Raw genomic sequence first — 22496 nt, forward strand, 5'->3', positions numbered from 1 at the left:
CATGAAGACCTTATTCACTCAGCCGCCCCGGGTTAACGCGGGGCTGTTCTTCCTGCGACTGGCGGGCAGCCTGCTGCTGTTACATGTACACGGGCTGCCTAAAATTCTGCATTTCAGTGAAGAACTGACGCGTATCGAGGACCCGTTTGGACTGGGTCCGATGATGAGTCTGCTACCGGCCATTCTGGCGGAGGTGGTATGTCCGATATTTATCATCCTCGGCTGGGGTACCCGCCTTGCCTGTCTGCCGATTATTGCGGTACTGCTGGTGGCGATGCTGGTGGTTCATCCCGGCTGGTCGATTGCTGAAGGCCAGTTTGGCTGGCTGTTGCTGATCATCTTTACCACCCTGGCATTAACCGGGCCAGGCGGCTGGCGGCTGGGTGCCAGCGCTCAACAGGAGGTGCGCCATGGCGCAGGTTAATGACATTCACCAGCTGGATCAGGATGTCAGCGACGCGCCGAAGGCGAGCGCTGTTTCTCCGATGCAGCCGCTGCGTCAGCCGGTATTTCGGATGCTGTGGATTGCCACGGTGGTCTCCAATATCGGCTCGTGGATGAACGATGTCGGCGTCAACTGGACCATGCTAACGCTGAGCGCCGATCCGCTGGCGGTGGCGCTGGTGCAGGCGGCCAGCAGTCTGCCGATGTTTCTGTTCGCCCTGCCGTCGGGCGTGATGGCGGATATCGTTGACCGTCGCAAATACCTGCTGTTCTCCCAGCTGTGGACCTTTATCGCCGCCGCCGGGCTTACGGTACTGGCCTATACCGGCCACGTTACGCCAACGGTATTGCTGGCCGCCGCCTTCCTGCTCAGCGCCGGTGCCGCGATGAGTTCGCCACCGTTCCAGGCGATCGTCCCGGATCTGGTGAGCAAATCGGAGCTGGGTCCGGCGATTGCGCTGAACTCGCTGGGCATCAATATCAGTCGCGCCATCGGCCCGGCGCTGGGCGGATTGATCCTCTCCTTTACCGGTCCGTGGATGGTGTTTCTGCTGAATGCGCTGTCGGTGCTCGGCGTGGCCTGGGTGCTTTATCGCTGGAAGGCGGAACCCAGCGTTCAGCGCCTGCCGCCGGAGCACTTCTTTCCGGCCGTACGCGCCGGACTGCGCTATGTTCACGCCGCACCGGTGTTACGCAACGTGCTGGTGCGCACGGTCGCCTTCTTCCTGTTCGGCAGCGCCGGCTGGGCTTTGCTGCCGCTGGTGGCGCGGCGGGAACTCGGCCTCGGTCCGGGTGGTTACGGCATTATGCTCGCCTGTATCGGCATCGGCGCGATTACCGGCGCGGTGATGCTGCCGCGCCTGCGCCGCCGCTTCAGTTCCGATCGGCTGATGGTGCTGGCCAGCCTGTTATTCGCCCTGACCATGCTGGCGCTGGCTTTTGTCCGTCATTTCTGGCTGCTGAATGCCTGTGAGTTCTTTACCGGCTTCGCCTGGATTGCGGTGCTGTCAACGCTGAACCTCGGTGCGCAGCGCAGCGCAGCCAAATGGGTCAAGGCGCGTGCGCTGGCGGTCTACCTGACGGTCTTCTTTGGCTCAATGACGCTGGGCAGCACAATCTGGGGACAGCTGGCTTCCCACTTCAGCATTCCGGTTTCACTCTGTATCGCCACGCTCGGTATGGTACTGGCCAGCAGCACGGTATGGCGCTGGCGGCTGGATCAGGACCCCGATCTGAATCTCGATATGATCGGTGATGGCGTTAACGCCCCGGTGCTGGATATTCGTCATGAACGCGGTCCGGTGATGGTGAATTACGAATACCGGATTAATATTGAACAAGCCCATGCCTTTGCCGTCTGCATGCAGGATATGCGTCGCGTCAGGCGTCGGGGCGGTGCCATCAACTGGTCAGTCTATGAAGATATTCTCCAGCCTGGCATTTTCGTCGAAACCTTTGTGGTGGGCTCCTGGGTAGAACATTTACGCCAGAAAGAGCGCTACACCATCAACGATCAAAAAATCCAGCGTCGGGTTAACGCCTTTCATCAGGGTGAAAATCCGCCTGAAGTTCGATACCTGGTGGCACCAGCCTGACCGGCTGTACAGCAACCTTTCATTCATCACGTCATGTAGAGGGCAATACCATGAGCACACTCAAAACCACCGACGGCACCCATATTTATTTCAAAGACTGGGGCACCGGTAAGCCTGTACTGTTCAGCCACGGCTGGCCGCTGGATGCGGATATGTGGGACAGCCAGATGAATTTCCTGGCAGAGCGCGGTTACCGGGTTATCGCTTTTGACCGTCGTGGCTTTGGCCGTTCCGAACAACCCTGGACCGGCAACGATTACGATACTTTTGCTTCTGATATTAACGATTTGATTAATCATCTCGATCTGCAGGATGTCACACTGGTGGGTTTCTCAATGGGCGGCGGTGATGTGACGCGCTATATCGGCCGTTACGGCACTGCTCGCGTGGCGGCACTGGTATTGCTTGGCGCGGTAACGCCGGTGTTCGGCAAAATCGCTGATTACCCGCAGGGCGTCGATCTGTCGGTGTTTGCCGGTATCCGCGATGGCCTGCTGAAAGATCGTGCGCAGTTCATCAGTGATTTCGCCACGCCGTTCTACGGCCTTAATGCCGGTCAGACCGTTTCGGAAGGCGTGCTGACCCAGACGCTGAACATTGCGCTGCTGGCCTCACTGAAGAGCACCGTTGATTGCGTTACCGCCTTCTCCGAGACCGATTTCCGTGCCGATATCGCCAAAGTAGATGTGCCGACGCTGGTGATCCACGGCAGCAACGACCAGGTGGTGCCGTTTGAATCCACCGGTAAAGTGGCCGCAGAGATGATTGAAGGATCAGAACTGAAGGTCTATGACAATGCGCCACACGGTTTCGCGGTGACGCATCAGGATCAACTGAATCAGGATCTGCTGGCGTTTTTGAACGCGCGTTAACAGCAAAAAACTGCGCGGTGCAGGCCGCGCAGTTTTTATTAACGGTTAACGGGTCGGATGATTGACTTCATTTGGCCGCAGGTCGAACACCAACACTTCTGCCTCTTTACCGCCACTGAAGGTCAGTGATTTCTCGTCACGCACCCGCGCACCGTCTCCGGCATTAAAATGCAGTCCATTCACGGTGATACTGCCGCGCGCCACATGAATATAAGCGTAGCGATCGTCCGGCAGCGTCAGGGTGTGCTGCTCATCTCCGTCGAACAAGCCCGCATAGATGCGGATATCCTGCCGCACCCGCAGCGCGCCGTTTTCCCCTTCCGGCGAAACGATCAGTCGCAAAGTACCGCGTTTATCCGCTTCACTGACCGAAACCTGCTGATACCCCGGCGGGCTGTTTTTCTCTGCCGGCACCACCCAGATTTGCAGGAAATGCACGCCATCGGTACTGGAGTGGTTAAACTCACTGTGCGTCACGCCACTGCCGGCGCTCATCAGCTGCACGTCGCCGGGCACGATAACTGAACCGGTGCCCATCGAATCTTTGTGCGCCAGCGCGCCTTCCAGTACGTAAGAGATAATTTCCATATTGCTGTGGGGATGCGCACCGAAGCCACGTCCTTTCGCCACCCGGTCATCATTAATCACCAGCAGGTCAGAAAAGCCAACCTGTTTCGGGTCCCAGTAGTTGGCAAAGGAGAAGGTGTGACGTGAATTCAGCCAGCCGTGATCACCGACGCCGCGTTGTTCTGACAATCTTTGCTCAATCATGTTCTGCCCCTTTACATGCTGTTTAATGGTGTGAAGCGCGAGTGCCCTTCGTTAGAAACAGCATATAAGTAAACCCGATCGTCTAACAATGACGTCAAAAGCCAATCACTGTCACAGATTAGTGGACAATAAAGCTAAGCGGTATCGCACATGACATCGGGAGGCTGATGAGAAGGATGTTAGCTGCTGGCGCGCAGGATTAATTCACCGGTCATGATAATGCGCTGCGGCGACGCGTCGGGCCGGGCAATTTTCTGCAGCACCAGTTCACACGCCTGACGGCCTATCTCACGTGACGGCTGGGCCAGAGTGGTCAGCGGTGGCGACACCATGCCGGCCAGTTCGGTGCCGTCAAAACCCACCACCGCGATATCGTCCGGGATGCGCAGACCGGCCTGCTGAATGGCAGCCATTGCGCCCGCGGCAAGCGTATCAGAGACGGCAAACACCGCGTCTGGCCGGATTTCATTCTGCAGCAACAAATTCATCGCCGCCTGACCGGCGCTAAAACTCAGCTCACTGGCGTAGGCGATTGCCTGCCAGCTCAGCCGTTGTTGACTGAGCTGTTGCAGATAGCCCTGCTGACGCAGACGGGCATAGTTGTAGCTCAGATCGTGATTAATCAGGCCGATGCGCTGCCGTCCCTGTTCAGCCAGATATCCAACCACCTGTCGGGCGGCAACGCGATCGTCAATACCGACACAGGAGGTGCTGCCACTGTCGTCATATTCCGCACACTGCACCCACGGCGCGGTGCCAATCAGCTGACTCAGCTCGGACAGTTTGCTGAACGCATCCATAGTGATGATGCCATCCACCATTTTGCCGGAGAGCAGCTGCAGGCTGGAACGCGACCGCCCGATATCCGAACCTGAATTGCACAGCAGAATGCGATAACCGTTTTTCTCAGCCTGCTCCTCAATCCCTTTCACCACTTCAGCGCAAAACGGGTTAGAAATATCCGAGACCATCACCAGAATCATGGAGCTGCGCGCGGTACGCAACTGACGCGCCAGCAGGTTAGGCTGATAATTACTCTCTTTGATCGCCTGCAGCACCTTCTGGCGATTGCGATCTTTGACACTGTCGCTGTTATTTAACACCCGTGAAACCGTGGCAACCGAGACCCCGGCCAGCCGGGCGATTTTCTGAATCGACATTATGGCAACCCTTGCTCAAATCGGTGACAGGCAGGCTAACACATTTTTCTGCACCGCTGCGTCGCCCGCCCGACCTTCAGGGACTCAGTCCAGCCCCAGTTGCCTGCGTACCGGCGCCGCGGCGGCGGCAAAATCGTCAAAAGCGCGATCGGCGACCGGAATAATATGGCGATGGATAAACTCTGCGCCTTCACGCGCGCCGATCTCGCCCTGTTTCAGGCAGCATTCCCATTCCAGTACCGCCCAGCCTGGGTAATCGTACTGCGCCAGTTTGCTGAAGATGGTTTTAAAGTCGATCTGCCCGTCGCCTGGCGAGCGGAAACGTCCGGCCCGCGCCAGCCACGGCTGATAGCCGCCGTAAACGCCACTGCGGCCATTGCGCAGAAACTCGGCATCCTTTACGTGAAACGCTTTAATCCGCGAATGATAGATATCGATAAACTGCAGATAATCGATGTGTTGCAGATGGAGATGGCTGGGATCAAACAGGATATTGCAGCGCGGGTGATGATTGACCTGCGCCAGAAATCGCTCAAACGTCACGCCATCATGCAGATCTTCGCCCGGATGAATTTCATAACAGAGATCGACGCCGTGCCGGTCAAAGGTGTCCAGTACCGGTAACCAGCGGCGCGCCAGTTCGGCGAAGGCTTCATCGAACAGCGCCGGGCTTTGCGGTGGCCACGGATAGAACCACGGCCAGGCCAGCGATCCGGAAAAAGTCGCATGCGCCTGCAGGCCAAGTTTTTCCGAGGCCGCCGCCGCGCGCTTTAGTGTGGCTATCGCCCACTCGGTTCGCCTGGCCGGATCGCCGCGCAGCGCAGCCGGAGCAAAATTGTCGAAGGCAGCATCAAACACCGGGTTCACCGCAATCAGCTGCCCTTCCAGGTGGGTTGAGAGTTCACTGACTTCCAGCCCATAGCCTGCCAGCAGACCGCGGATATCATCACAGTAGGTCTGGCTGGTGGCCGCCTGCTCAACATCAAAAATCGCGGGCTGATGACAGGGGATTTGCAACGCTTTATATCCCAGTCCCGCCGCCCATTCAGCCAGTCCGGCCAGTGAATTAAACGGGGGTCGATCGCCAATAAATTGCGACAAAAATATGCCCGGCCCTTTTACTGTTTTCATCTCCGCCTCCTTAAATAAAACACTCAATCCCGATACCTGAACGAGAACAGAAAAATAATCGCAATCAGCGCCGCCGCTACCGCCGGGATCCACCAGAAAATCGCCCAGCTCTCCGCGCTGGCATTGCCCGCCACCAGCTGGTTATAGAGCGCGCCGGAGATCTGCGATCCCAGCAACATGCCAATGCCATAAGTAAACATCACCACCATGCTCTGTGCCTGACCTTTGACCTTTTCACCGGCAATGCGATCGGTATAAATAAAGCCCACCACAAAGAAAAAGTCATAGCAGACGCCGTGCAACAGGATGCCGAGATAGATCAGGCTGCGCGTCTCGTCACTCATCCCCAGCGCAAACAGCGCATAGCGAACAAACCAAGCCGCCATGCCAATCAGCAGCATGTATTTGACGCCAAGCCGACGGAACAGCAGCGGGATGATCAGCATAAAGACGATTTCCGACATCTGCCCCAGCGACATCAGCGTACTGACGTTCTGAATCCCGGCATCCGCCAGCCAGGATGCGGTGAAGGCATAATAGGTGCCGAGCGGAATCGAAATCAGCGTGGCGCACAGCGCGAACACCAGAAAATGACGCAGCTTAAGCAACGCAAAGGCATCGGCACAGAACAGGTCCCGCACTTTGAGCGGCAACCCTTTGGCCGGGGCCGGCGTATGCGGCAGCGTCAGGCTGTAGATAGCCAGCACCAGCGAACTCAGTGCCGCCAGCTGGAAAACCGCAGTACTGGCGGAAATGCCGGTTACGCCAATAAATATCCCCGCCACGATCCAGCCGATAGTGCCAAACACCCGGACAACCGGAAAACTTTTCTCACTGCTGGCCAGGCTGTGAAAGGCAATGTTATTCGACAGCGCCAGCGTCGGCATAAAGCAGAGGGTATAGCCGAATAACAGCGCAATCAGCAGCGCGCCGTTTTCAGCGATCAGCGCCTGCGGCACAAACCACATAATCACCGCGCCCGCCAGATTCATTACCGCCATCACCTTTTGCGACGGAAAGAAGCGATCCACCAGCATACCAAGCACGAAAGGCGATAAAATCGAGGCGATCGGCCCGGCCGAAAACGCATCGCCAATCAGCAGCGACATATTATGCTGGGTCATTACCAGACCCAGGGTGACTGACCAGCTGCCCCAGATGAAAAACTGCATAAACATCATCAGGGAAAGACGTGGAACCAGCAGCCGCTGCTGCATGCGCTGACGCGCACTCTCCTGCACTGTCGCTATCATCAGAACCTCGCCATTTATCATCGATTACCGATTAGTAAGCTGTAAAGTAATCGATTACAAATGATCAAACTTTCGCCGCGATCACAGTTCATCCGGCCGGGAGCAGCGCCGATCGGAAAACGCGATCGCGGCGAGGTTTTAGCTGAAGTAATCGGCAAGGTGTTAAGAGCTGGCGTTAACAATCCGGCTGCGGCGAAAGCGGTAACGCTCATACAGCACTGAATAGAGCCCGCCAGACACCACCAGAATTGCGCCGATGACGGTAGTGGATTCAGGCAGATTCCCCAGCAACAGGTAACCCACCGCCACCGACCACAGCAAAGTGGTGTAATCAAACGGTGCCAGCAACGAGGCTTCGGCGTAGCGCAGACTTAAGGTCATCAGAATCTGCGTGATGCCGCCCAGCAATCCACAACCCACCAGCAGCAGCAGTTGCGATCCGTGCGGTATTTTCCAGCCGCCGATCAGGGTGATCAGTGAGGTTAAGGCGGTGGTCACCGCGAACCAGAAGGCAATTGCACCCGGCTTCTCTTTCCCGTTGAGAAACCGTATCTGCACCAGCGCGCAGGCGGTACAAAACGCCGCCATCAGCGCCAGTAAAATTCCGGCAGAAGCCGACAGCGAGAAGCTGGCATTGAATGACAGATGGCCGGAGAACATCACCATGATGCCGCTGAATCCGGCCACCACCGCCACCCAGCGATGATGCCGCACCTTTTCACGCAGCAGCAGCGCCGCCAGCAACACGGTAAACAGCGGAGCCGCATAGTTAATCGCGGTGGCATCGGTCAGGGAGATATACAGCAGCGACAGGTAGCTGAAATAGAGGCCGCCGGTGCCCGCCAGACCGCGCAGGAAATGCCCGCGAACATTCCGGGTGCGGATGCCGTCCAGTACGCTGCCCTGTACCCGCAACCAGATCATCAGCGGCACCAGCGCCAGCACCGACCGGAAAAAGATCACTTCACCGACCGGAATAGCGCCGTCCAGCCCTTTTACGCAGGCCAGCATCAGCGTCGAGCTTAACGCAGCCAGGATTTTCATCACTATGCCAGCAGAGGCATTCATAACGGCAGGCACCTATCGGGACGAGTAAAATAAGCAGCATTATCAGTGCGCTTACGCGACGTGAACTTTAATACTGACATAATGGCGCACCGGGATGTGCCGGGATTGGCTGACAGACGGCATTTAATGTTTTTTTACCGCTGCCGGACAGCAGGAATGATTCAGGGGAAGATCGGGATGGAAGATGGATGCCGCAAGGGAGAGCGGGTTCAAATGTTACGACCGTGTTGCCAGTCTTTTATGATCATCAGGTAACGCCGCGCTTCGTCAGCTTTAACTGTCGCCATCGGATTTTTTTTTAGTTCGCTGGCGCTGGTGTCGCTCAGAATATTATGTGGCATAAACCCTTCAGGACGGTTTAACCGGTTTTTAGGCAAACAGCCTGATGAGCTGTTAACCAGTCACAGAGCGCGGATTCAGGCACTTTCGACAAGCTGAAATGCAAACTAAGGTGCGCGTTTCAGCCATAGGATAGTGACAGCGCCGCTAAGGTCCGTTCTGTCATCATAATCTCCCGGTTCCCCGCTCCCAAAGTCCGAAATCCGCAGGATCTCTACCCGCTTAATGTCGCTACGCTCTGCTGTTACACTGTGTCATCTGCCTGACAGCCGGGCGCCCTCTCTTAAGGAACGGGAGTAATTGATGTCCTCGTTACGTTTATTGTTATCTGAGTCGAACGATCCCTGGTTTAACCTGGCGGTGGAAGAGTGCATTTTCCGTCAGATGCCAGCGACCCAGCGGGTACTGTTTTTATGGCGCAATGCGGAAACGGTGGTCATCGGCCGGGCACAAAACCCGTGGAAGGAGTGTAATACCCGGCGGATGGCAGAGGATGGCATCCGGCTGGCGCGTCGCAGCAGCGGCGGCGGCGCGGTGTTTCACGATCTCGGCAACTGCTGCTTCACCTTTATGGCCGGTAAACCGGGCTATGATAAGAGCGTTTCAACCGCAATTATCCTGCGTGCGCTGGCGAAGCTGGGCTTGCCGGCCGAAGCGTCAGGACGTAACGATCTGGTAGTCAGCACCGCCGACGGACTGCGCAAGATATCCGGATCGGCTTATCGGGAAACGCCCGATCGCGGCTTTCACCACGGCACTATTCTGATCAACGCCGATCTGTCACGGCTGGCAGATTACCTTAATCCCGACGTTAAAAAATTGCAGGCCAAAGGCATCACCTCGGTGCGCGCCAGAGTGGCGAATCTGGCAGAGTTAAGCCCCGGCATCAGCTATGAAGCAATTTGTGCGGCGGTGACCGAAGCTTATTTCGAACATTTTAATGCCGACTGCGAGCCTGAGTACATCTCACCGGCGGCGCTGCCCGATCTGCCGGGCTTTGAACAGCAGTTTGCCCGCCAGAGCAGCTGGGAATGGAATTTTGGTCAGGCACCGGACTTCTCACATCTGCTGGATCAGCGGTTTAGCTGGGGCGGCGTTGAGATTCACTTCGACGTTGAACGCGGTGTTATCTCGCGCTGTCAGATTTTTAGCGACAGCCTTAATCCGACGCCGCTGGAAACGCTGGCGCAGCGGTTACAGGGCATCGCTTACCGGCCCGAGGCGCTGGAGGCGGTGTTGATTCAGCTCAGCGCTGATTTCCCGCAACAGCAGCAGGAGCTAAATGAATTGCAGCAGTGGCTGGTAGCCAGCCTGCGTTAAAGGCGAAAAAGGCCGTTCGTGAGAACGGCCTGACCGGCTTAAAGATTGACGAATTTGTGCAGCACCCGCACCAGCTGGGTGACAAAGCCATATTCGTTGTCATACCACGAGACGGTTTTAACCAGTTGCAGCTCGCCCGCTTCACTGATTTCGGTCTGGCTGGCATCAAAAATCGACCCGTAAGGCAGGCCAATCACGTCGGAGGAGACAATCGGATCCTCGGTATAGTTAAACGACTCGTTGTTTTCGCACGCCTGCTTCAGGGCGGCGTTAATCTCATCGACCGTTACCTTCTTCTCCAGAATCGTCACCAGCTCGGTGACCGATCCGGTTTTGGTCGGCACGCGCTGCGCATGCCCTTTCAGCTTGCCTGCCAGTTCTGGGATCACCAGACCAATCGCCTTCGCCGCACCGGTGGTATGCGGAATGATGTTCTCTGCTGCTGCGCGCGAGGCCCGGAAATCTTTGCCGCGCGGCCCGTCCACCAGAGCCTGGGTGCCGGTGTAAGCATGGATGGTGGTCATGGTGCCGACTTTGATACCGAAACTGTCATGCAGCGCTTTCGCCATCGGCGCCAGGCAGTTAGTGGTGCAGGAGGCAACTGAAACAATGGTGTCTTCAGCGCTAAGCGTATCGTGGTTGACGTTAAACACCACGGTCTTCATCTCCCCCGCTGGCGCAGAGATCAGCACCCGTTTTGCACCCGCATCAATATGCGCCTGCGCTTTTTCTGCCGAGGTATAGAAGCCGGTACATTCAATCACCACGTCTACACCCAGCTCGCTCCACGGGATGTTGCGCGCCTCTTTCTCGGCGAACACGGTAATGTTTTTGCCGTCCACCTGCAGCGCTTTGTCACCCGCCTCAACGCTGAACGGAAAAGCGCCGTAGTTGGTGTCATATTTCAGCAGGTAGGCCAGCATTTCCGGCGAGGTTAAATCGTTAATAGCCACGACTTCAACCGCTTCCTGCTGCTCAAGAATGCGTCTGAGGACCAGACGGCCGATACGTCCAAAACCATTAATGCCGATCTTCTTCATTTGGATCTCCAGCATGTCAGTATGTCAGGGGTTTTTGTTACGCGTTCAGCATCAGCGTAGTAAGCCGCGCGCCGATGTTATGGGCTAAAAATAGCATCAGGCCAGGCTGAAGAAGGGGCAATCTATGCGCCGGAGAGGAAAATCGATCACCGCAGGGAGAAAGTTGCAAAAGGTAATAATGAAAGTCGGCGCAGGAATAATAATTATTATAATTTCAATTCGGGCTAAAAAACAAAAAACCCGCACAAGGCGGGTTCTGTTAATTATCAATTTCAGGCTTATCTGCTCAGGTTATTACCGTCATCGCGATTGTAAGCGTAATTGACAATTAAAATTTACAGCGGGCTGACGTTAGCTGCTGATGGGCCTTTAGCGCCGTTTTCAATAGTGAATTCGACCTGCTGACCTTCATCCAGAGTTTTATAATCGCTGCCCTGAATTGCAGAGAAATGTACGAATACATCTTTGCTGCCGTCCTGAGGAGAGATAAAACCAAAACCTTTACCAGCGTCAAACCATTTTACTAAACCAGTCATTTTATTAGACATCAATACTTCCTTAATTTATGAGCCACTAAGTGGCGAAGATGGCCTGTCTTTCAGAGGGATACTTACTAGGCACTTAGGAGGAGACTCACGAAGAAGGGGTATCTTTTGATATCGCTTGCACTGAGGACTGCTTTACTAAAACTGCTTTCATAAGGTCTGTGTTCCAAACCGATGACGCTATTAAGCCACGCTTCACCGCTTTTATCAAACACTATTTTAATTTAATTTTAACATCCAGACGTCCGGAGCGCTTTTAATCGCAACGCCAGGTTTTTCATTCGGGGAAAATTCGCGCTTCGCCTGGTGACAAAATAAGATGGTATATCGGGAAAATAAATAACCCGGCGCGGGATGATGCCGGGAATATTAAAGCTAAAAAGGGTCAGATTAAGCGCAACGATAAACGCCCTTCCTCATCGTTGCGCTGCCGATTCGGCGTTTAGGCCGGTTCAGGCTGCTGGCGTGCGGCATGACGCGCGGTGACGCTGAACACCAGCAGACCGGCAATTCCCAGCGCTACGCCAACCCAGGCGGTTGAGATCCAGCCATAGCCCAGCGACACGGTCAGCCCGCCCAGCCAGGCCCCCATCGCGTTGGCAATGTTCAGCGCTGAATGGTTCATTGCGGCCGCCAGCGTTTGCGAATCATTGGCGACGTCCATCAGGCGAATCTGCAGCGACGGCAGCAGTACCGAACAGGTGCCGATCAGGAAAGTTGCCAGTAATCCGGTTGCCACGTGTTGCACCAGCAGTGGGAAGGCGGCCATCACCAACACGTTCCACAACAGCGTCCAGCCAATAATATTCAGTACCGCACCGTCAGCAAGCCGACCGCCCACCAGGTTACCAATAATCATCCCCAGTCCGAACGCCACCATCGCCCACGGAATCAGCGCAGCTGACATTCCGGCCAGGTTAATCAGGGTTGGCGCGATATAACTGAAGATGGCAAACATACCGCCAAACCCTACCGCACCCACCAGCAGCGTCAGCAGTACCTGAGCATTTTTCAGCGCACCCAGTTCGCGCAGCGGGTGCGCATCCGCATCGCCTGGTGTGTAAGGCACGTAGCGACCAATCAGCAGACAGGTCAGCACCCCGATTGCACCAACAAAGGTAAACACCACGTGCCAGCTGAACAGCTGCCCGATCCACGATCCCAGCGGTACGCCAATCAGCGTCGCGACCGTCAGCCCCAGCATCAGTGACGCCAGCGCTCGTCCGCGGCGTTCGATCGGCACCAGCGAGGCGGCCACCAGTGACGCCACGCCAAAGTAGGCGCCGTGCGGCAGGCCGGTCAGAAAGCGCGCCACCAGTAGTCCGTGATAGCTGTCAGCCATGGCGCTGGCGACATTCCCCAGGCTGAACAGTGCCATCAGGATCAGCAGCAGAGACTTGCGCGCCATCCGTGCGGCGAGCACGGCAATCACCGGCGCGCCCACCACCACACCCAGCGCATAGCTGGCGATGGCATTACCGGCCTGCGGCTCGGTGATGGCTAATGAGCGTGAGACGTCGGGCAGCAAGCCCATCATGATGAACTCGCCGGTGCCGATGCCAAAACCTCCCAGCGCCAGTGCCAGCAACGCCCAGCGGGCAAAGCCGGCTGCGTCGGTTTGACGATTATTTTTTAACAACATATTTTCCCAATGGATTGAACAGATAACAGAACCGCAGAGCCGGATAACGGGCACCCCGTCGCCCGGTCAGCGCCGGCAGACTATAGAAAGGAAGCCCCGCCTTAGCAACCCGATATGTGACACAGCGCACACTTTACCCGGCGATACAGCGCTTATCCGGCGACTGCGATAGCGCAACAGCCGGTAAAAATCTGGCTGAGAGATGAGATCTGGTTCACACTTTTGTCAGCGGCAATGTTGCCATTGGGATTCAGATCAGGGAAACGCCGTGACGTGAACAGGTCTCAACAACTCAGACATGACATGCGATTAGCACTCTGCTGCGTGCCCGCTATCCTGTTAATTTTTGGCATTGGCCTCGCGACCCAGCATCTCAGTGAAGCCAGCGTAATGGCCAGCGGTGCGTTGCCGCTGGCGTTTGGTGCCAGTAAAACCTGGGAGGGATCGTCAGCAAAATTGCTGCTGGCGACGCTGCTCAGCCTCGGGCTGTGTGCATTTTTCGGTGCGCTGACCAGCAGCCTGCTGCTGTTTATCAGCGGTTCAATGCTGTTCGCCGCCGGCTATGCGGTAATAAGCGGCATTAACGGCACCGCTGGCTGGGTGGTACAACAGTCGGCCATCGGCTGGATGATATCCGGCTATTTCCCAGGCGACATCAGTCACGCCGCCAGCCGGGCCGGGCTGGTGTTGCTCGGCGGTGCAGTGCAGCTGATGCTGATTTGCCTGCTGGTGCGTGGCGGAGACTTCCGGTTGCAATCGCTGACCCGCTTTACCTGGCGCAGCGCTGTCCGGCGGCTGCAACACGCCACGCGGCCAAAAATACATCTGCGCTGGTCGGTGGTGTTTGCCGTGATCGCTATGGGCACGGCGCTGCTGACGGTTCACCATTTCTCGCTGCAGAACGGCTACTGGACCGGCATGACCCTGCTGCTGTGCCTGCGCAGTCATTTTCGTGAATCACTGCTACGGGTGCCCGCCCGCACCCTTGGCACTCTATCGGGTTGCCTGGCGGCAGGCATGCTCAGCCACTATCTGCATCAGCCTGCGCTGCTGGCGGCGGCATTTATTCTGTCCGCCTATATCGCCTTTACGCTTTCTTACCGGCTGGCAAACGGCTCGTACTTTGTATTCACCTTCTTCGTCACGCTGATGGTGGTACTGATGATTTCGCTCACCGGTCTGGTGCAGGGCAATGTGGCGGAGGATCGTCTGCTGGCAACCGCCATCGGCAGCGGCTTCGCGCTGGCCGCGATTTTGCTGACCCGACTGGCGGCAGCCGTGCAGGCGAAGCTGAGCGGAAACGCGGATTTCGAGACGCTCTACTGACAGTCCTACGCGGCGGATTACGGCTCCTGAAACGGTTGCCGGGAAGGATCGAGCACAGGCCTGGTCACGCCCGGCACAAACTGCCTATCCTGAGCGCCGACAAAGCGGGTCGGCATCGCCGCATCGGTCTCAACCAGATCAACAGCCTCATCCACCAGAATCACATTCTTCAATTTACGATAAACCGCCAGCACAATCAGTGCTGGCTGCGAGTCATGCCAGCATCACCGGCATTGCGCTTCGCCCACTGCAGCTCCGCCAGTAACCAGCAAGGCAGAGATAACCGTTTTGACCCGGCCGGGCAGCGCATCCTTGCATTACCGATCGGTTACACAACCGTCGCACCGGCACCGATATAGCGGCAGACGCCTGCCGGTTCAGCAATTGGGTCCAGGTCGCTACGGGTAGCGCAGAGTGACGCTGTCACTTTTACGGCAGCGCCCTCGGTGAGCGCACATCGTCAACCGGCGGCATCTGCCAGCCCGGAGGATGCGGATCGCCAGATTTAACCTTGTGATAAGTCGTCAGGCGTTTTTTGCGCCATGATCCACTGCTGAGCGGGATTCAGCCCAGCTTTTCAGATGCTGTAGCACCTCACCCCAGCGGGTATTGCAAAACGGCAGATGCGGATCGCGATCGGACCAGCCACTGTGACTCAGCGCCACAATGGTTTGATCGGGTCCGAAATCGGCCAGCGTGAAGCGCAGGGTTTTCCCCGCCGGGCTATCAGGCTCGTCGACCGAAACCTGCACCAGCTCTTCGTCCGGCACCATTTTTTCGGTTCGCCAGCTGATATGGGCGTGCGGATTGGGTCGCAGGGTCAGAATTTCGCCCGGTGCAATCGTTCCTTCAACCACACCCAGATGCCAGCTGGCGAGTTGGGTGATATCGGTCAAAGCGGCATAGACCTGGCTGCGTGCAGCGGTAATTTTGATGGCGTGATGTAGTGTAATCATATGAACTCCCCCAACAGCGGGTGAAAGCCGTAACAGAAAGTATATGTGTCAATACGCAGTGACGTTGATTCTGTTTAGCCCTCTCCCGTTATGCGCCACCTGTTATCGATGTCAGACCCGACGCCACGCGAGCTGGCGTCGGGTAAGGCTTGCGTCTGCCAATGTCACGCTTCACTGCGGCAGGCCTTTCACCCGCCGCTTAGAGCTCGCCGGTATTGACCCGACGACCAATGTCTTTGAGCTGCGAATATTTCTCCAGCAGCTGCGGACCATCATCCAGACTCATGGCAAACATCCACATATAGGTCATCACCGAATAGAGGTGCCCGGCCTGAATGTTGCCGCGACCGGACATGGCAAAGATGGTCACGCCAAACAGCAGCGCCGCGACGCTGCCTATCGCCAGATAACCCAACGCTTCCCGATCGGATAAGCGAATACGCAGGCTGGCCAGCACCTGATAGTGACGTCCCAGCGCCGAAGGGCTGGCAGCGCCGACCAGCTGCACCTCTTTTTCCAGCCGGTTATTCAGCCGACCAAACAGCGCGTCATTTTTGCGGGTAAAACCTCGCAGGAAACAGGCGAAGAACAGCAGGATCGCCAGGCAGCCCGCGCCGGTCCAGAACTCAATCACCAGCAGCATCACCGCTGCCCCGCTCATCGACGCCAGCGAGGTGATCAATACCGGCAAATGCTTCTCAAAGAAGTCGACAAACTCGCGTGACAGGGCGACGCGCGCTGCAATAGTCGAGGCGTTATGTTGCTCATGTCGCTGTGCCACAATCACCGGCACCGCCAGTTCGGCATAAATACGGGCGAAGGTGCGGGTATCCACGCTGCGCCGTGCGGCACCGATCGCCCACATCACAAACACCATCACCGCATACAGCAACGCATGCCACGCCTGGCCAGTCACAATGGCATTGATGGCAAAACCGGCCAGCAGTGGATAGAGCAGGTACATCATATTTTCTGCTACCACCAGCAGTAGCGTCAGCATCAGCTTTCGGCTGTGTCGGCGTCCGAGCCTTTTTAATGTCAGAATAGCGCTGCGTGCGGCGGGAACCGGCAGCAGAAGTTTCGGGGAAGGCATAAAATTATTTTCTGATAAGATGAATCCTGAGCGGTTGCTCAAGAGCGAAAAGCAGTGTATTTGAGCAATTGCTCAAAGTCAACGAGAGAGCGATGATGAAACAGTCGGCGGAAGCGCTAAGAATTAAAATCCTTGAGGGTGCAGTGGCGTTATTTATTGAGAAAGGCATCGGGAAAGTGACCACCCGGGAATTAACCGAATCCGTGGGTATTTCGCGCAGCCACATCTATCACTATTTCAGTAACTGGCAATCGCTGTGTCTGGCGGCGCTTGAACGTTTCATGCACAACGAATTTGCGCACTTCTCCGCGATGCTGGCAGCCGTCCCGCCGCAGCAGCGCCTTGGGCTGTTGTTTGAAAGCTATCTGCCCAACTCGCCGGACGCGGTCTGGCAGCTTTACGCTTCGTTCTGGCAACTGGCGAGTCATGATCCGGATTATGCGGCGCTGGCGGAAGAGATGACGGAAAAATGGCAGGGGCTGATGGAGAGTCTCATCGCTGCTGAGGTCAAAAACGGCACGCTGCGCGTAACCGATGTGGCTCGCACCGCACGCCAGCTGAGTGCCATGCTCAATGGCTACGCCGATCTGCTGACCATCAATCCTTCCGCAGCCAAAGCCGCTGAGGCGCTGGACGATCTGAATCATTTTGTCGGACAAATGCGCGGATAACGTCTTTTTAACCGTTGCGGTTAACGCCAGCAAAGCAGGTCATTTTTAATTAATTGTTAATAAAAGGTTTAATATTTTAACGAATTGAATGGCTGACTGCGATTATTTAAACCGCCCGACAAAACGACAATAATGCCGGCTTTTCTTTTTTTAGCGGCGCTTTTTCGGTTAACGTTTTCCCGCGGAAACGGTTGTTTACACAACTGGTTATCCGTCATCTCAAGTCCATGAGGCCGGGTAACGCCGTGTTTTTACGTGCTTTATTAAAAGCCTCTGAACAGATCCCCGCTGATAAAAACGCTCATAAAGCAATCAAGCTGTTGATAAACATAGCAAATAATCCGTAAACCGCCGATAAAATTAATCATTGAGTCGGACCTTAAAAACCAATATATTGGCCGCGTTTTATCGACAGCCATTACTTTTTTTATTCATTTATTCAACTGCGACGTTACACCCGTCCCGGTTGTAGGAGAGATATGATGACGGATAAAGTCCGTATTGATAGTTTGAATGCGCAGACCTTAAACGGAAACAATGAAACCTATTTAGCCCGTCAGGCTGAATTTGAATCAAACGTTCGAAGTTACCCACGTAAATTGCCGTTCGCAATTGCGAAAGCACAAGGTGTCTGGATCACTGACGTCGAGAATAATCAATATCTTGATTGTCTTGCCGGTGCCGGAACGCTGGCATTGGGCCATAACCATCCAGACGTTCTGCAGAGTATTCAAAATGTCATTACCAGCGGCTTGCCGTTACATACACTCGATCTGACTACACCGTTAAAAGATGAGTTCTCTGAGTACCTGCTCTCTTTACTGCCGGGCCAGGGCAAAGACTATTGCCTGCAGTTCACCGGTCCGTCTGGTGCGGATGCGGTTGAAGCGGCCCTGAAACTGGCGAAAAAGCACACCGGCCGTTCCGGTATTATCAGTTTCTCAGGCGGTTATCACGGTATGACCCACGGCGCGCTGTCGGTGACCGGTAACCTGTCACCGAAAGAAGCGGTCGACGGCATGATGCCGGAAGTGCAGTTCATGCCGTATCCGCACCTCTATCGCTGCCCGCTGGGCCTTGGCGGTGAAGCGGGCGTTAAAGCGCTGAGCTACTACTTCGAAAACCTGATTAATGACGTTGAGAGCGGCGTGCGCAAACCTGCGGCGGTGATCCTTGAAGCGGTTCAGGGTGAAGGCGGCGTTAACCCGGCGCCGGCGGAGTGGCTGCAGCGCATCCGTAAAGTCACCCAGGAACACGGCATTCTGCTGATCCTTGATGAAGTGCAGGCAGGTTTTGCCCGCACCGGTAAGTTCTTTGCCTTTGAACACGCCGGCATTGAGCCGGACATCATCGTGATGTCCAAAGCGGTCGGCGGCGGTCTGCCACTGGCGGTACTCGGCATTAAAAAACAGTTCGACGCCTGGTCACCGGGTCATCACACCGGCACGTTCCGCGGCAACCAGCTGGCGATGGCAACCGGCCTCACCACCCTCAAGCTGCTGAAAGACAATAACGTTGCTGACAAAGTCGCGGCGCAGGGCGAGTGGCTGAAAGGCAAACTGGGCGAACTGCAACAGCGTTATCCGGTGATCGGTAACGTGCGCGGCCTGGGTCTGATGATCGGTATCGAGATGGTGAAACCTGACGAAGCCGCCGATCACATGGGCAGCTTCCCGGCCGATGGCGAACTCTCGGCGCTTGTTCAGAAGAAATGTTTCGAAAACGGCCTGATTCTGGAGCGTGGCGGACGTCACGGTAGCGTGCTGCGTCTGCTGCCGTCACTGCTGATCACCAATGCAGAACTGGACGTGTTTATGGATAAATTTGAAAACGCCCTGCTGTCAGCTGGCGTGAAACCAGTTTGAGTGGAGTGAATGCAATGTCCCGGTTAAACCCGATTCTGGCGGCCTCAGCACAGAGCACCGAGGCCTACCAGCAGGCGATTGCCCAGAGTAGCGCGGCGGTCGTTAAGTGGCTGGAACAACCTGAGATGTATCAGGGCAAAACCGTCGCTGAGCTGCGTGAACGTATTACGCTGGACTTCAATCCTCAGGGCCTGGGTAACCAGGCCGCGATTGAACGCGCTATCGAATACTTCCTGAAAGACAGCCTGTCGGTGCATCACCCACAGTGTGTGGCGCACCTGCACTGCCCAAGCCTGGTGATCAGCCAGGCGGCAGAAGTGTTGATCAACGCCACCAACCAGAGCATGGATTCGTGGGATCAGGCACCTTCCGCCACCATCATTGAGATGAAGCTGATTGAATGGCTGCGTACTCAGGTGGGTTACCAGCCTGGCGATGCTGGCGTGTTCACCAGCGGCGGCACCCAGAGCAACCTGATGGGTCTGATGCTGGCGCGTGATGCCTGGTTTGCCCGTCAGGGACATTCGGTGCAGCAGGATGGTCTGACCGGCGATCTGAAAAAGATTAAAGTCTTCTGCTCGGAAAACGCGCACTTCTCGGTTCAGAAGAATATGGCGCTGCTCGGCCTAGGCTATCAGTCGGTGACGCTGGTTAAAACCGATCGCTTCGCCCGCATGGATCTGGACGATTTACGGCACAAACTGGCTCAGGCGCAGGCCAACGGCGAGCAGGTGCTGGCAATTGTCGCGACCGCCGGCACCACCGATGCCGGTGCGATCGATCCGCTGCGCGAGATCGCCACGCTGGCAGCAGAACAGCAGATCTGGGTTCACGTCGATGCGGCCTGGGGCGGTGCGTTGCTGCTGTCCGAACAGTATCGCGACTATCTGGATGGAATTGAGCTGGTGGACTCCATTACGCTCGACTTCCACAAGCAGTTCTTCCAGACCATCAGCTGTGGTGCTTTCCTGCTGAAAGAGGCGCGTCACTATGAGCTGATGCGTTATCAGGCGGCCTACCTGAATTCAGAGTTTGATGAAGCGCAGGGCGTGCCGAATCTGGTGTCGAAGTCGCTGCAGACCACCCGTCGTTTTGATGCACTGAAACTGTGGATGGGTCTTGAAGCGCTGGGTCAGAAACAGTATGCCGCGATCATCGATCACGGCGTGACGCTGGCGCAGCAGGTTGCTCAGTACATTGAGCAGCAGGCCGCGCTGGAGCTGGTGATGCAGCCGCAGCTGGCGAGCGTACTGTTCCGCTATCGCCCGGCCCATCTGGCGCACCTCAGCGACGCGGATATCGCGCTGCTGAATCAGCGTATCGGTGATGCACTGCTGGAGTCAGGCCGTGCCAACGTCGGCGTCACCGAATTCAACGGCGTCACCTGTCTGAAAATGACGCTGCTGAATCCGACCGTTACGCTTGAAGATATTCAGATCCTGCTGACGCTGGTGGAAACCACCGCCCAGCAGCTGGTGTAAGTGACCGGTTGTTAAAAAGGCTCCCACGGGAGCCTTTTTTATGCCGGCAACAGCCGGTTTAGCGCGATGGCGGCTCATCCAGCAGCCGCAGATGGTCATCTTTGTTGAGGGTCATCAGCGCCACAATGCTGATCAGCGCGGTAATCATCACGTACCAGGCGGGAATATCCAGATTACCGGTCTGCCTGATTAAGCCGGTGATAATCAACCCGGCACAGCCGGAGAAGACCGCGTTAGAGAGCGAATAGGCCAGCCCCAGCCCGGTATACCGCACGCGGGTAGGAAACATCTCCGCCAGCATCGCCGGTCCCGGTCCGGCCAGCAGTCCGACAATCCCGCCAGCAATAAACACCACCAGCGCCTTCAGCCCGAGGCCGCTGCTCGTCGCCTGCAGCACGTTAAGCAGCGGCAGCGACAGCAGCAACAGCAGTACCGCCGCCGTTACCATCACCGCGCGGCGGCCAATTTTATCGCTCAGTATGCCGGCCGGAATGATGGTTGCGGCAAAGCCGAGGTTCGAGATCACCGCAATCAGCAACGCCTGATTAAACCCGGTATGCAGCGAAGCCTGCAGGTAGGTCGGCATAATCACCAGGTAGGTATAGCCGGCGGCCGACCACACCATCAGCCGGCAGATACCAAGCAGAATAGTTTTCAGCGTCGCGCCGAGGCTGGCATTAACCACCTCAGGCGCGGGTTGTGACTGCTGCCGGATAAACGCCGGGGTTTCTTCCATCTGCACCCGCAGCCAGAGCGCCAGCGCACCTAAAGGCAACGCGAGGAAAAACGGAATACGCCAGCCCCACGCCAGCATCTGCTCCGGGGTTAACAGCAGTGACAGCAGCGCCACAATGCCTGCGCCCGCCAGCAGTCCCAGCGCCACGGTAAACGACTGCCAGGCCCCGAAGAGGCCACGCTTGCCGCGCGGCGCGAATTCGGTCATCAACGAGACCGCCCCGCCATATTCGCCGCCCGCGAACAGCCCCTGCAGGATACGCAGCGCGGTAATGATCAGCGGAGCCAGCACGCCAAGGGTAGCGTAGGTCGGCACCAGCCCGATGGCGGTGGTCGCCAGCGTCATCATGATCAGCACAAAAATCAGCGTCGGCTTGCGTCCGATGCGGTCGCCCATCCGGCCAAAGATAATCGCGCCGAGCGGACGGAAAAAGAAGGCGATGGCGAACGAGGCATAGGTCAGTAAGATTCCGGTCAGCGCCGACTCCCCCTCAAGCTGGAAAAAGTTCTGCGCAATCAGGGTGGCAAGAAAGCCATAAACAGCAAACTCATACCATTCAATAAAATTCCCCACCGAACCGGCCAGCAAGGCACGTTTACGACTGGCGGAACTGAGCAGCTTATCAGCGGCGTCGGACATGGCAGGTGATCCTTTTTGTCGTGGCATCAATCGCTTATGATTAGCACAATCGCTGATAAATTGCCCGGGCATCTGTGGTCGGCGTTAACTCAGCCACAAAACGCCGCGCCAGGGCACGGTTAACCGGCTTTTTGCTCCGGGGTGCTTGCACTGCGGCGCAACGATCGGCAGGATGTGCGCAATTAACTGAACCGGGCGGATAAACCATGAACGCACATACTTCAAAAGATCCTCTGCACGGCGTAACGCTCGAAATGCAGGTAAACAGTTTAGTGGCGCAGTATGGCTGGGCTGAACTGGGAAAACGGATCAACATTAACTGCTTTAAAAGCGATCCCAGTGTGAAATCGAGCCTGAAGTTTTTGCGCCGCACGCCGTGGGCGCGGGCAGAAGTTGAAGCGCTCTATCTGGCGTCGTTAGCGGAGAAAACCCAGCCGGCAGCTGCGCCTGAAGAGGATCCCTGGGCAGGCTGGCGAGGCAATAAGCCGGAGTAATCGCGGTTGCCAGAGCAATAAAAAAAGCCCGCGTCGGGTAACCGGCGCGGGCTTT

General features: G+C 56.5%; 21 protein-coding genes and 1 pseudogene. 9 read left to right on the forward strand and 13 right to left on the reverse strand.

Annotated features, from left to right (window positions below; translation table 11 throughout):
• Window position 1: 1 nt before the first annotated feature.
• The 3 genes from AC6I8D_RS22215 to AC6I8D_RS22225 are packed head-to-tail and all read left to right on the forward strand — an operon-like array spanning window position 2 to window position 2911.
• The gene (locus AC6I8D_RS22215) at window positions 2–424 is read left to right on the forward strand and encodes a DoxX family protein (protein ID WP_031374438.1); all 423 of its coding nucleotides are present in this window, start codon (window positions 2–4) and stop codon (window positions 422–424) included.
• The gene (locus AC6I8D_RS22220; protein WP_497820961.1) at window positions 411–2039 is read left to right on the forward strand and encodes an MFS transporter; all 1629 of its coding nucleotides are present in this window, start codon (window positions 411–413) and stop codon (window positions 2037–2039) included. The genes AC6I8D_RS22215 and AC6I8D_RS22220 overlap by 14 nt, the downstream gene beginning before the upstream one ends.
• Before the next feature lie 50 nt (window positions 2040–2089).
• The gene (locus tag AC6I8D_RS22225) at window positions 2090–2911 is read left to right on the forward strand and encodes an alpha/beta fold hydrolase (protein WP_069729745.1); all 822 of its coding nucleotides are present in this window, start codon (window positions 2090–2092) and stop codon (window positions 2909–2911) included.
• A gap of 45 nt (window positions 2912–2956) precedes the next feature.
• On the opposite strand, the gene AC6I8D_RS22230 is transcribed toward AC6I8D_RS22225, so the two are convergent.
• The 6 genes and pseudogenes from AC6I8D_RS22230 to AC6I8D_RS22255 all read right to left on the reverse strand — a co-directional run.
• On the reverse strand, window positions 2957–3682 hold the full coding sequence (locus AC6I8D_RS22230) for a pirin family protein (protein WP_497820962.1): 726 nt from the start codon (window positions 3680–3682) through the stop codon (window positions 2957–2959).
• Between the two features lie 179 nt (window positions 3683–3861).
• On the reverse strand, window positions 3862–4842 hold the full coding sequence (locus AC6I8D_RS22235; protein WP_497820963.1) for a LacI family DNA-binding transcriptional regulator: 981 nt from the start codon (window positions 4840–4842) through the stop codon (window positions 3862–3864).
• 84 nt (window positions 4843–4926) lie between these two features.
• Complete coding sequence (locus AC6I8D_RS22240) at window positions 4927–5973, reverse strand: sugar phosphate isomerase/epimerase family protein (protein WP_497820964.1); 1047 nt, start codon at window positions 5971–5973, stop codon at window positions 4927–4929.
• A gap of 23 nt (window positions 5974–5996) precedes the next feature.
• On the reverse strand, window positions 5997–7226 hold the full coding sequence (locus tag AC6I8D_RS22245; protein WP_312055668.1) for an MFS transporter: 1230 nt from the start codon (window positions 7224–7226) through the stop codon (window positions 5997–5999).
• Window positions 7227–7388: 162 nt separating this feature from the next.
• Entirely contained in the window at window positions 7389–8294 is a 906-nt protein-coding gene (locus AC6I8D_RS22250; protein ID WP_312757528.1) for a DMT family transporter, read from the reverse strand.
• A 263-nt stretch (window positions 8295–8557) separates the two neighbouring features.
• Window positions 8558–8635: pseudogene (locus AC6I8D_RS22255) on the reverse strand (type II toxin-antitoxin system Phd/YefM family antitoxin); the annotation flags it as partial.
• A gap of 301 nt (window positions 8636–8936) precedes the next feature.
• Between AC6I8D_RS22255 and lplA the strand changes: the two are divergent.
• A complete protein-coding gene (gene lplA / locus AC6I8D_RS22260; RefSeq protein ID WP_497820965.1) occupies window positions 8937–9953 on the forward strand; it encodes a lipoate--protein ligase in 1017 nt (338 codons plus the stop codon).
• A 38-nt stretch (window positions 9954–9991) separates the two neighbouring features.
• Here lplA and gap read toward each other — a convergent pair whose 3' ends face one another.
• From gap to AC6I8D_RS22275, 3 genes are all read right to left on the reverse strand, one after another.
• On the reverse strand, window positions 9992–10993 hold the full coding sequence (gene gap / locus AC6I8D_RS22265; RefSeq protein ID WP_497820966.1) for a type I glyceraldehyde-3-phosphate dehydrogenase: 1002 nt from the start codon (window positions 10991–10993) through the stop codon (window positions 9992–9994).
• A 335-nt stretch (window positions 10994–11328) separates the two neighbouring features.
• Window positions 11329–11541, reverse strand: coding sequence for a transcription antiterminator/RNA stability regulator CspE (gene cspE / locus AC6I8D_RS22270; RefSeq protein ID WP_312055664.1), 213 nt, complete (start codon window positions 11539–11541; stop codon window positions 11329–11331).
• Window positions 11542–11980: 439 nt separating this feature from the next.
• A complete protein-coding gene (locus AC6I8D_RS22275) occupies window positions 11981–13180 on the reverse strand; it encodes an MFS transporter (protein ID WP_497820967.1) in 1200 nt (399 codons plus the stop codon).
• 303 nt (window positions 13181–13483) lie between these two features.
• Between AC6I8D_RS22275 and AC6I8D_RS22280 the strand changes: the two genes are divergently transcribed.
• Window positions 13484–14506: an FUSC family protein gene (locus tag AC6I8D_RS22280; protein WP_497820968.1), complete on the forward strand. Its 1023-nt coding sequence runs from the start codon at window positions 13484–13486 to the stop codon at window positions 14504–14506.
• A 17-nt stretch (window positions 14507–14523) separates the two neighbouring features.
• Here the strand turns inward: AC6I8D_RS22280 and AC6I8D_RS22285 are convergent, their stop codons facing one another.
• The 3 genes from AC6I8D_RS22285 to AC6I8D_RS22295 form a co-directional block, all read right to left on the reverse strand.
• The gene (locus AC6I8D_RS22285; protein ID WP_312055662.1) at window positions 14524–14679 is read right to left on the reverse strand and encodes a hypothetical protein; all 156 of its coding nucleotides are present in this window, start codon (window positions 14677–14679) and stop codon (window positions 14524–14526) included.
• 351 nt (window positions 14680–15030) lie between these two features.
• A complete protein-coding gene (locus AC6I8D_RS22290) occupies window positions 15031–15462 on the reverse strand; it encodes an SRPBCC family protein (RefSeq protein WP_312055661.1) in 432 nt (143 codons plus the stop codon).
• 199 nt (window positions 15463–15661) lie between these two features.
• The gene (locus AC6I8D_RS22295; RefSeq protein ID WP_312055660.1) at window positions 15662–16555 is read right to left on the reverse strand and encodes an ABC transporter six-transmembrane domain-containing protein; all 894 of its coding nucleotides are present in this window, start codon (window positions 16553–16555) and stop codon (window positions 15662–15664) included.
• 95 nt (window positions 16556–16650) lie between these two features.
• Between AC6I8D_RS22295 and AC6I8D_RS22300 the strand changes: the two genes are divergently transcribed.
• The 3 genes from AC6I8D_RS22300 (at window position 16651) to AC6I8D_RS22310 (ending at window position 20572) form a co-directional block, all read left to right on the forward strand.
• Complete coding sequence (locus tag AC6I8D_RS22300) at window positions 16651–17226, forward strand: TetR/AcrR family transcriptional regulator (protein ID WP_312055713.1); 576 nt, start codon at window positions 16651–16653, stop codon at window positions 17224–17226.
• 479 nt (window positions 17227–17705) lie between these two features.
• On the forward strand, window positions 17706–19091 hold the full coding sequence (locus AC6I8D_RS22305) for a diaminobutyrate--2-oxoglutarate transaminase (RefSeq protein ID WP_312055659.1): 1386 nt from the start codon (window positions 17706–17708) through the stop codon (window positions 19089–19091).
• A gap of 14 nt (window positions 19092–19105) precedes the next feature.
• Window positions 19106–20572 (forward strand): pyridoxal phosphate-dependent decarboxylase family protein, encoded by a 1467-nt coding sequence (locus AC6I8D_RS22310; protein WP_312055658.1) that lies wholly within the window; start codon window positions 19106–19108, stop codon window positions 20570–20572.
• Between the two features lie 58 nt (window positions 20573–20630).
• Here AC6I8D_RS22310 and AC6I8D_RS22315 read toward each other — a convergent pair whose 3' ends face one another.
• A complete protein-coding gene (locus tag AC6I8D_RS22315; RefSeq protein ID WP_312055657.1) occupies window positions 20631–21947 on the reverse strand; it encodes an MFS transporter in 1317 nt (438 codons plus the stop codon).
• Window positions 21948–22153: 206 nt separating this feature from the next.
• On the opposite strand from AC6I8D_RS22315, the gene AC6I8D_RS22320 reads away from it, so the two are divergent.
• Window positions 22154–22441 carry a VF530 family protein gene (locus tag AC6I8D_RS22320; RefSeq protein ID WP_312757543.1) on the forward strand — a complete coding sequence of 96 codons (288 nt, stop codon included), beginning with the start codon at window positions 22154–22156 and terminating at the stop codon, window positions 22439–22441.
• The last annotated feature ends 55 nt before the right edge of the window (window positions 22442–22496 follow it).

The sequence above is a fragment of the Pantoea sp. X-Soil-MYKO-1785 genome (assembly GCF_059730675.1).